The organism is Gordonia jinhuaensis (genome assembly GCF_014639795.1).
Lineage (GTDB): Bacteria > Actinomycetota > Actinomycetes > Mycobacteriales > Mycobacteriaceae > Gordonia_B > Gordonia_B jinhuaensis.
Genome location: NZ_BMGC01000068.1, coordinates 1 through 7347 on the forward strand (window position 1 = coordinate 1; position 7347 = coordinate 7347).

Annotated in this window: 6 protein-coding genes and 1 pseudogene; 3 read left to right on the plus strand and 4 right to left on the minus strand. The window is 64.2% G+C overall.

Going from position 1 to position 7347, the window contains the following annotated elements; translation table 11 throughout:
- Positions 1-141 precede the first annotated feature (141 nt).
- The 3 genes from IEW22_RS19380 (at position 142) to IEW22_RS19390 (ending at position 3726) form a co-directional block, all read left to right on the plus strand.
- Positions 142-474, plus strand: coding sequence for a DUF202 domain-containing protein (locus IEW22_RS19380; RefSeq protein ID WP_188588956.1), 333 nt, complete (start codon positions 142-144; stop codon positions 472-474).
- A gap of 398 nt (positions 475-872) precedes the next feature.
- Positions 873-2348: an MFS transporter gene (locus tag IEW22_RS19385; RefSeq protein WP_188588958.1), complete on the plus strand. Its 1476-nt coding sequence runs from the start codon at positions 873-875 to the stop codon at positions 2346-2348.
- Positions 2349-2367: 19 nt separating this feature from the next.
- Positions 2368-3726 carry a SulP family inorganic anion transporter gene (locus tag IEW22_RS19390; protein WP_188588961.1) on the plus strand — a complete coding sequence of 453 codons (1359 nt, stop codon included), beginning with the start codon at positions 2368-2370 and terminating at the stop codon, positions 3724-3726.
- Here the strand turns inward: IEW22_RS19390 and IEW22_RS19395 are convergent.
- The 4 genes and pseudogenes from IEW22_RS19395 to IEW22_RS19410 all read right to left on the minus strand — a co-directional run.
- Positions 3620-4423, minus strand: coding sequence for a methyltransferase domain-containing protein (locus tag IEW22_RS19395; protein ID WP_188588962.1), 804 nt, complete (start codon positions 4421-4423; stop codon positions 3620-3622). The genes IEW22_RS19390 and IEW22_RS19395 overlap by 107 nt on opposite strands.
- A gap of 18 nt (positions 4424-4441) precedes the next feature.
- The gene (trxA, locus tag IEW22_RS19400; RefSeq protein ID WP_188588965.1) at positions 4442-4831 is read right to left on the minus strand and encodes a thioredoxin; all 390 of its coding nucleotides are present in this window, start codon (positions 4829-4831) and stop codon (positions 4442-4444) included.
- A 134-nt stretch (positions 4832-4965) separates the two neighbouring features.
- Entirely contained in the window at positions 4966-6996 is a 2031-nt protein-coding gene (locus tag IEW22_RS19405) for an acetoacetate--CoA ligase (RefSeq protein ID WP_188588967.1), read from the minus strand.
- A 152-nt stretch (positions 6997-7148) separates the two neighbouring features.
- A pseudogene (locus IEW22_RS19410) lies at positions 7149-7262 on the minus strand (VOC family protein); the annotation flags it as partial.
- Between the last annotated feature and the right edge of the window lie 85 nt (positions 7263-7347).

A 7347-nucleotide genomic window follows, 5' to 3' on the forward strand; every position in this document is an offset into this window, starting at 1 on the left:
CGCTCGGCTTCCGCAACCTCAACCACTACATCTTGCGGTCACTCATCCACTCCGGCGGCCTGGCAGAACACCTACACGCACTCTGAATCAGGAAGAGCCGGTTTCTCGGGCTCGCAACCGTCGTTCTCGTTCTGGTCTGAGATGCGCACCGGCGATCCGTCGAGGTCTGGCGACGGTGGATTGCAGGCCGAGCGCACCGCACTTGCCTGGTCGCGCACCGGGCTGGTGCTGAGCGCTCTGATGATTGTCGTAACAGTGAAAGTGGCTCTGCATCAGGAGGATCGACAGTCCACGGCATTGTTCTTCGCCGGTGCCACCGCGGCCTCGGTGGTCATCTTCGTCAGCGGGATCCGGCGGTGCCGGCTGGTGTCGAGTGGGACCGATCCGGCTCCTGCGCGACTATGGATCATCGTGTCCGCAAGTGGAACCGCAACTCTCATCGTCGCGGTCCTCATGGCGCTGTGTGTCACCTGACCCGCGTCGCTGCGGCGTGAACCAGCACGAAAAGCCACCTTTGCGGAGGTGGCTTTTCGTGCTCTTGGCATTCATGAGAAGCGTTGTCGTGTAGATATTTTCGCGTCACGTGGCATGACGACCAGCGATTGTCCGCATCTGGTGGTGGCGTAACTTTGTCGGTACCGCCATCTGAGTGGCGTAACTGCTGCTTCATTGTCGGTGATTATGGCAGTAACACTGCGCCGCAACCATTTTCCCATCACATCCTGCGCTACCGATTCAAGGAGACGATAATGGGAACACCACCGACACAGACGAGGCATCGGCGCCTCCGACCCGGACATCAGACAGATCCCGCCACTGCGGTGAGCGCGGATCATGCCACCACTGATCAATCCACGACGGAGACGTTCGAGATGCCTGCTACGACCGATGGGCGCACGGCCGCACACGATATCCACTACATCCGCAACGCGCGTGATGTGGAAGCGATCGTCGGCGACGGCGTGGACGGCGGCTCACGACGATCAGCGCAGTTCAAATCGCTGTTCATCATGTTCATCGCACTGGGCGGCGTGTTCGTCGACGCGTATGACTTCTCGAGTCTGTCCGTCGGGACTGTTGCGCTGAAGCATGAATTCGGACTCAGTGCAACCCAGGTCGGACTCCTCTCGGCGTCAATGGCGGTCAGTGCACTCTTCGGTGCGCTCTTCGGCGGATACTTCGTCGACAAGATCGGCCGCAAGGAGACCTTCATCCTCGATCTGTGGATCTTCGTGATCGCGGCGATCGGATGTGCACTCGCCCCCAACCTCGGAGTCCTCATCTTCTTCCGCGTGTTGATGGGTCTTGGCGTGGGACTGGACTTCCCGGTGGCGTTGAGTTTCGTCGTCGAATACTGCAACCGCAAGAGGCGCGGTCTCTTCGTCAACAGCAGCTATATGAACTGGTACCTGGCCGCACTGGTCGGATTCGGGGCGAGCTATCTGGGCTACCTCGCCAGTGCCAGCGACAGCCTGTGGCGGATCGCGGTCGGCTTCGGCGCCGTTCCCGCGGTCATCCTCGTACTCCTGCGACGTCGGTACATGGAGGAGAGCCCGCTGTGGCTGGCGCATCAGGGGGATCTCGACGAGGCGGCAATGGTGCTGCGTAAGACCAGGAACATCAACGTCATCGTCCAGGCGGATGATTCGAGCGTCGAGCCGGCAACGTCGGGCTTCGCCGACACCGTGCGTGAGCTGTTCTCCACGACTTACCGTCCGCGAGCGATCCTGGCCGCGGTGATCGGCTGTCTGCAGAGCATCGAGTACTACGCGGTCATCTTCTATCTGCCCGTGATCTCCGGGTACATCTTCGGCGGCGGCATCCTCAACGCGATCCTCGGTGGTGTGATCTTCAACGCGATCGGGCTCGTCGGTTCGGCCACACAGGCGTGGATCTGCGACCGCACCGGTCTGCGCCCACTGACCCTCTACGGTTCGCTGGTCGCCGCGGTATCGCTGGTGGCGGTCGCCTATGCCCACAGCCGTGGGAACGTCACCATCGAGGCAGTTGCGCTCGGAGTCTTCATGATCGGACACACCATGGGCCCCGGTCCGCAGGGCATGGCGTTCGCGGCCCTGTCGTTCCCCACCAGGATGCGCGGATCGGCCATCGGATGGGCGCAGGGTATGCTACGCGTGGGTAGCATCCTCGGATTCCTCTTCTTCCCCATGATGCTGTCGGCATTCGGTTTCAGCACCACATTCGCCCTGCTGGCTGCTGCCCCATTGGGCATCGTCGCCGCGGTCATGCTGATCCGCTGGGAACCGATCGGGCGTGATGTCGACGCCGAAGACGCGATGTCCCGACAGGAATCCAGCCGTTCGACGGCATCCGTGACCGGACACTGAGCAGAGAAAGCGACTCGGGATGAAGACAGCGACACTGACGAGTGAGCGCCACGAGGCGCCGACCGTCCTGTCGACGTTGCGCCGGCCCGCCGCGATGCGCACCGAGATCTTCGGCGGGATGGTCACCGCGCTCGCCCTCATCCCCGAGACGATTTCGTTCTCAATCGTCGCCGGGGTGGACCCCGCGGTCGGCTTGTTCACCTCGTTCATCATGGCGATGGTCATCGCGGTGACAGGCGGCCGTCCGGCAATGGTGTCGGCGGCCGCCGGCTCGGTGGCACTCGTGGTGGCGCCGCTGGTGCGGGCGCACGGCATGTCCTATCTGGTGGCGGCGGTGATCCTCGGCGGCGCACTGCAGATCGCACTGTCGGCGGCCGGTGTCACGAAGCTGATCCGGTTCTTGCCCGGCAGCGTCGTCACCGGATTCGTCAACTCGCTGGCGATCCTCATCTTCACCGCGCAGATTCCCCACCTGATCGGCGTGCCGTGGCTGGTGTACCCGATGGTTGCCGTCGGTGTGGCGGTGATGGTCATCATGCCGCGCCTGACCGCCCTCGTCCCGGCTCCGCTGGTGGTCACGGCGCTGCTGACGATCGCGGGGATCGTGTTCGCGTGGAAGGTACCGACGGTCGGCGACGAAGGTGATCTGTCGTCGGTGGTGCCGCATCTGGCACTTCCGGGGGTCCCGTTCACCTGGACGACGCTGGGGATCATCGCGCCATATGCGGTCGCGCTGGCGCTGGTCGGGCTGTTGGAGACATTGATCACCGCGCAGCTGGTCGACGAGATCACCGAGACGGGGTCGAACAAGCGGCGTGAGGGCTGGGGGCTGGGTCTGACCAATATCGTCGCCGGGTTCTTCGGGGGTATGGGTGGCTGCGCGATGATCGGTCAGACGATGATCAACGTGAAGACTGCCGGTGCGCGTACCCGCATATCGACGTTCGTCGCCGGACTCTCACTGATGGTCATGGTGCTGTGTTTCAACGACGTGCTTGCGCGCATTCCGATGGCCGCCCTGGTGGCGGTCATGATCATGGTCTCGGTGGCCACCATGAACTGGCGTTCACTCTCGCCGCGGTGGCTGCGACACAAGATCGCCTGGCGCGACACGGTCGCGATGGTCGCCACCGTGGCCGCGGCTGTTCCCACCCACAACCTCGCCTACGGAGTGATCGCCGGTGTGGCGGTGGCGGTGGTGCTGAGGCTCGTGCCTGGGAGCCGGGGATCGGCGCGCACGTCGGCCGGTGTGCCGACGCAACCGGCCGAGATCACACCCGTTGGGCCACCACGAAAATCCGACGGAAACCGAGAATCGTCATCCCGTTCTCGTCTGCCGGGTAGTCGGCGCGCAGCATCACCTTCAGACGAGCGGTGAACGCGTTCGCGGTCGCCTCGTCGAGACCCTCGAGGTAGGGCCGCAACCCGGTTCCCGAGACCCAGTCGAAGACCGGATCGTCGCCGGTGAGCTGGTGCTGATAGGTGGTCTCCCAGCCGTCCACCTGCCAGCCGAGGCGACGGAAGTCGCGGATGTAGACCGACGGGCTGAACACTTCGAGTCGATTCACGTCGCCGATGGCGTCGGCGAAATCGGGGTCGGCGGCCAGGGTCTTCATCGCTTGATGTGAGGGTGAGGCGAAGTTGCCGGGCACCTGAAAGGCTAAATAGCCGCCCGGAGCCACCGATTCGGTGGCGATCCGTGCGATGACGCGACGGTGGTCGGGAACCCACTGGAAAAGGGCGTTCGCCACCACCACATCCACCGATTCGGGGCCGCTGGCCGCGCGCCACGCGCTCACATCGCCCACCGAATAGGTGACCTGCGTGTCGGGTTGTTCGGCTGTGGCATTCTCGGCGTTGGCGCGCTCGATCATCTCCGTGCTCGAATCGACCGCCTCGATATGTGCGGTCGGCCAGCAGTCGCGCAGCAACGCGGTGTCGGTACCCGGCCCGCAACCCACATCGGCGACAGTCACCGCTCCGGGCGCGTCGATCTGCGCGAGTAGACCCGCCAGCGGCCGTGACCGCTGTTTCTGGAACTGCAGGTATCGGTCGGGATCCCAGGTGACAGGCACCCCACCGACGCTAGCGCGTCAGGCCTGCGGGGGTGCCTGTCCGTCGCCGGCCTGTGCAGCGGCAATCTCGGTGCGCACGGCGTCCATGTCGAGGTCCTGCACTGCCGAGATCAGCTCCTCGAGCTGCGCAGATGGCAGGGCGCCGGGCTGGTTGAAGACCAGGATGCCGTCGCGAAACGCCATGAGTGTCGGGATCGAACGGATACCGAAACCGGCAGCGAGCTGCTGCTGATCCTCGGTGTCCACCTTGCCGAACACGATGTCGGTATGTGCGTCGGACGACTGTTCGTACACGGGGCCGAACGCCTTGCACGGACCGCACCAGTCGGCCCAGAAGTCCAGCAGAACGATGCCGTCGGACTCCACGGTGTCCTTGAAGCTTTCCATGGTGATTTCACGAGTTGCCATGCCCGGTGCAACCGAGGGTCCAGCGCGGGCATTCCCTGATCCGCCCTGTGATGCCCGATATCTCGGGTATCAGAGGCGATTCGTGTTTCTGTGGTTCACAGCTCCTGTGGAGGTCACAGGCCGTCAGCGTTCATTCATTGCGGATCGCCTGCTTCACGGGCGAAACGCACGAAATACTGCAGTGCATCGGGGTCGTCGACGGTGTCCACACCGATCACCTTCCCCAGCGGGCGTCCCTGGATCAGCCGCTTCACCGGGATCTCCAGCTTCTTCCCGGTCCGGGTGTGCGGGATCGCCGGAACCGCGATCACATCGTCGGGGACGTGACGCGGCGAAGCCGACGTGCGAATGGTCTCGCTGATGCGCTTGCGCAGATCGTCGTCGAGCTCCACACCGTCGGCCAGAACCACAAACAGTGGCATCCAGTAGTCGCCGGCACCGTTGTGCCCACCGTCGAGTTCTGCTCCGATGACCAGCGATTCGATGATCTCGGGCATGTCCTCGACCGCGTCATAGATATCGGCGCTGCCCAGCCGTACGCCGTGGCGGTTGAGGGTGGCATCGGATCGTCCGGAGATGACCACACCGCCGTTGTCGGTGATCGTGATCCAGTCGCCGTGTCGCCACACGCCCGGATAGGTGTCGAAGTAGGCGCCGTGGTAGCGCGAACCGTCGGGATCGTTCCAGAAATAGATCGGCATCGAGGGCATCGGGGAGGTGATCACGAGTTCGCCGACCTCGCCGATCATCGCATGACCATCCTCGTCCCATGACTGCATGTTCACGCCGAGGAACGGACACGAGATCTCACCGATGTGTACAGGGAGATTCGGTGCGGCACCGGCGAATCCGCTCACCACATCGGTGCCGCCGCTGGTGGAGGCGAGTTGGATGTTCTTACCGACCTCGTCGTGCACCCACACGTAGCACTGGGCAGGCAGCGGTGCGCCGGTGGAGCCGATCACGCGCAGCGCTGAGAGGTCATAGTCGCTGCCCGGGTGCAGATCTGCCTTCGCCGAGCCCACCAGATAGCCGGGACTCACACCCAGAACGGTGACGTGATGGTCGGCGCTGATCTCCCAGAGTCGTTGCGGGCCGGGTTTATTCGGCGATCCGTCGTAGAGAACGATGGCCGCACCGACGAGCAGTCCGGATACCTGCAGATTCCACATCATCCAGTTGGTGGTGGTGTACCAGAAGAAGCGTTCACCCGCACGCAGGTCGATGTGCAGGCCCAGAAGCCGGAGGTGATCCAGCAGCACACCGCCGTGCGAGTGCACGATGCCCTTGGGGACGCCGGTGGTGCCCGAGGAGAACAGCACCCACAGTGGATCGTTGAATTCCACACGGACGAAACGTGGTTCGCTCGGCTCGGCGATGACGGCGTCGAAATCGGCGCTGGCGACGCCCAGGTCGGGCGTGTCGTCGTGTTCCCACAGCCCGGCGACGGATGCACGCAGCACCGCACGCAGTGAGCCGATGCCCGCGACCACCTCCGCGACCTCTTGTCGGCGATCGAAATGCTTTCCGTTCCACTGATATCCGTCGGAGGCGATCAGTACGGTCGGCTCGAGCTGGCCGAGCCGGGCCAGTGCGCCGGCAGCGCCGTAGTCCTGCCCGCACGCCGACCAGACTGCCCCCAGACCGGTGGTGGCCAGCAGCCCGACCAGCGCGTGCAGCGTGTTCGGCAGATAGCCGACCACGCGGTCGCCGCGCTCGACGCCCTGTGCGAGCAGCCACTCCTGTACCGATCCGACCATGCCGCGCAGGCGATCCCACGACACCTCGTCGGTGTGGCCGGCCTCGTCGATCGCAATCACGGCGGTGGCCGAACCGGTGTGGCGCAGCGAGTGTTCGGCATAGTTCACATGTGCGCCGGGGAACCAGCGTGCACCGGGCATCGACTTCTCGGGCAGCACGTCGCCGGGAACGTCGTCGACCATCACATCGAAGTACTCGGCAATCGCCGACCAGAAGCCCGCGAGATCCTCCACCGAGTACTCCCACAGGTCCTGATACGACACCAGTTCACGCCCGGCGCGCGCACCGAGGAGTCGGGCGAACTCGGTCATCTGGGTGGCGGCGAGCGTGTCGGGGTCAGGTGTCCAGATGGGCCCGGTCGTCTCCGGTGTCGATTCCGGCGTCGCGTCCTGACTGACGGTCATATCTCTCGTGCTCCTGCGGTGTCGTGGGTGTCAGATGCGTTTCCGCCATCGTCTTTCCGCCATCCTCTTTCCGCCATCCTCTCAGCACTGTGTCGAGAGGATGGCGGAAAGCGGGTTTTGGCGGCGAATATGCCTATCGGAACGACGACCGGTCAGCCCGCCGAATGTGCGCCGGTCATCAGCGCGGCGAGGTCCTCGGGCAGCAGGAACGACGGCGGGGGAGGCGGTCCCCAGCTGTAGAGAGACAGAGCCGTCAACCCGTGCAAGCAACGTTGTCTCGTAGGAGGGCTTCGAACTTTTCGCGTGGGGTGTAGAAGCCGAGTGTCTGTCGGGGGCGTTCGTTGAGTTCGC